Source organism: Alkalibacterium indicireducens, assembly GCF_039522005.1.
GTDB classification, from domain to species: Bacteria; Bacillota; Bacilli; order Lactobacillales; family Carnobacteriaceae_A; genus Alkalibacterium; species Alkalibacterium indicireducens.
Map to the genome: position 1 here is coordinate 1 of NZ_BAAADA010000043.1, position 2,022 is coordinate 2,022.

The 2,022-nt window shown below is 30.8% G+C and carries 1 protein-coding gene and 1 pseudogene; both read right to left on the reverse strand.

What is annotated here, in order from left to right:
* Positions 1–157: 157 nt before the first annotated feature.
* A complete protein-coding gene (locus tag ABFX15_RS03090) occupies positions 158–466 on the reverse strand; it encodes a hypothetical protein (protein ID WP_346024046.1) in 309 nt (102 codons plus the stop codon).
* A 115-nt stretch (positions 467–581) separates the two neighbouring features.
* A pseudogene (locus ABFX15_RS03095) lies at positions 582–1,396 on the reverse strand (AAA family ATPase).
* Positions 1,397–2,022 lie beyond the last annotated feature (626 nt).

Consider the following 2,022-nt stretch of genomic DNA (forward strand, 5'->3'; position numbering starts at 1 on the left):
TAAAAAATAGTCATTTTGAAATTAGACGAGTGTTTCCTTTTTTAAAAAGTTAGTTATGAAATTGGTTCACTTGTGAAATCAGACTATCTTATATTAAAGTAATGTCTAATTCAATTAATTATTTTTTTGATTCTCGCTATTAACACATTCATTCATTTTATAGCATATCAAATTGACTGCTATATATAGCTTTATAAGCTTCGCTTTGTCTAGTAGTCAATTTAGTTTGCACATAATTGTCTACTAACATATCAACTATGTCATTGTAAGTAGCGGTATTCATACTTTCTGTTTCTTTCAGAAAAGGTTTTAAAGTATTAATTTTTAGATTTGTACTGGGACTAGTTTTCTGCGTCTTGCTAGCTTTTAACCTAGGGTCTTCTTTAGAAATCGCGGATTGACTAACTTTTTGTTTTTTTTTCTTCTCTGCAATTAACGGTTTAGGTTTTTGTGCTGGTGTTTCCATTCGTCCAAAACTATTGCTGCCCTTTATTTCAACTTTTTTATTTTGTAATGAGGTACTCTTTTTATAATTATAGGTTCAAATTCTGCCATTTTAACTAAAGCTCCTCCCTATTAACTTAACTAACTGTAAAAGTTTCTTGGTGACTATCTAATTCTTCTAGAACCTTTAAAAAGACAGCGTGTGCTTTTTTGTCCCACATATCAATATTGCCATTAATATTGCGGTTCATTTCAATACCCTGCACATCATATACTTTTAAGCGTTCCTGATATTTAACATTAGTTTGCAAGACATTATTTCCATATAATTCTTTAGCTTGATCCAGTATTTTGCTATCCACTCTGCCTCCTGGTTTTAGCATGCAGGGTATGATACCTAGTACGTTCAAATCTGCGTCATAGGTATCTACCAGATATTGCATGTAGTCTATATAAGTTCGAGCTCCGTCTAATGACAACTCTTGTGTCTGGAGAACTATGATACAGAAATCAGCAGCCAGCATAGCATTATCTGAATAATCACTAATAGTTGGTGGGACGTCTAAGTATATAGAATCATATTTATGCTTGATCGGTTCGATTAAATCCTTTAAGTATTTAATTTGTTTTAATTCATCATCTGGGAAACGTTGAATTAATAGTTTACTTAAATTTCTAAAAGCTGTGTTTGAAGCAACCAAATCTAAATTTTCCATTATTGGTGTAATTTCGTTTTCTAAATTTCCATTATTAAAAGCATTCGTTATATTTTTATCTATAGATTCGATGTTGCCAGTTTTAGCTAAAACTGAAGTAGCATTACCCTGAGGATCGAGATCAATTACTAACGTTTTACGATTTTTTTGAATAGCGCTCTCATAAGCCAACATAGTTACTGTCTTAGTTTTTCCAACGCCACCTTTAAAATTCCTATTACATAAGTACTGCCCATTATATAAAACCTCCTACGTAGTATACGCTCATTAACTTGTCGATAGTATACCAGTAAACCGAGGCTGTAACTTTTGTATTAACCAGTTTATTTAAATTAAGTTTCTAGCCTAAAAAGTTATTATTTAGATATTTTCTATTACTATGTGGGCTTTAACATCATAATTGTTCTTATAATAATACTGTGTCATATGTCTCATATGCTTTGATCTCTCAAAATCTGAAAAAACAATTAACGATTTAATATCTGGATTTGCTTTTATAGTTTTTTTCTTGAACAGATCATTGAGTACAAAAGTCAATTATAGTAACTTCCTTTGCTAAAATCGAATGGATTTTTTTAGATTGATCTTTTGCTGGCAAATTATTTAAAGTTTTCTCATTAGTGGGTGTTTCAAATACAGAGCTATTCTTTTTTTTAGCCAGAGGAAATTTTGTCACATAATTTCAGTTCGAACTCAATTAAGTACAATTTTCTCGATTAGTCTGTCGATTTAATACCACATAATCTGAAGGCTCATAGATATAGCTAGAAGCAGTATTAACCCTATCATATTAACTCAAGTTTTGCAGTTGAATATCCAGGTTTAACCCTTGCGGTTATTGAAACTTCTTATAAATAATTAT

Excerpts from the sequence above, each read along its gene's own strand:
- ABFX15_RS03090 (WP_346024046.1), bottom strand. The coding sequence starts at position 466 with ATGGAAACACCAGCACAAAAACCTAAACCGTTAATTGCAGAGAAGAAA.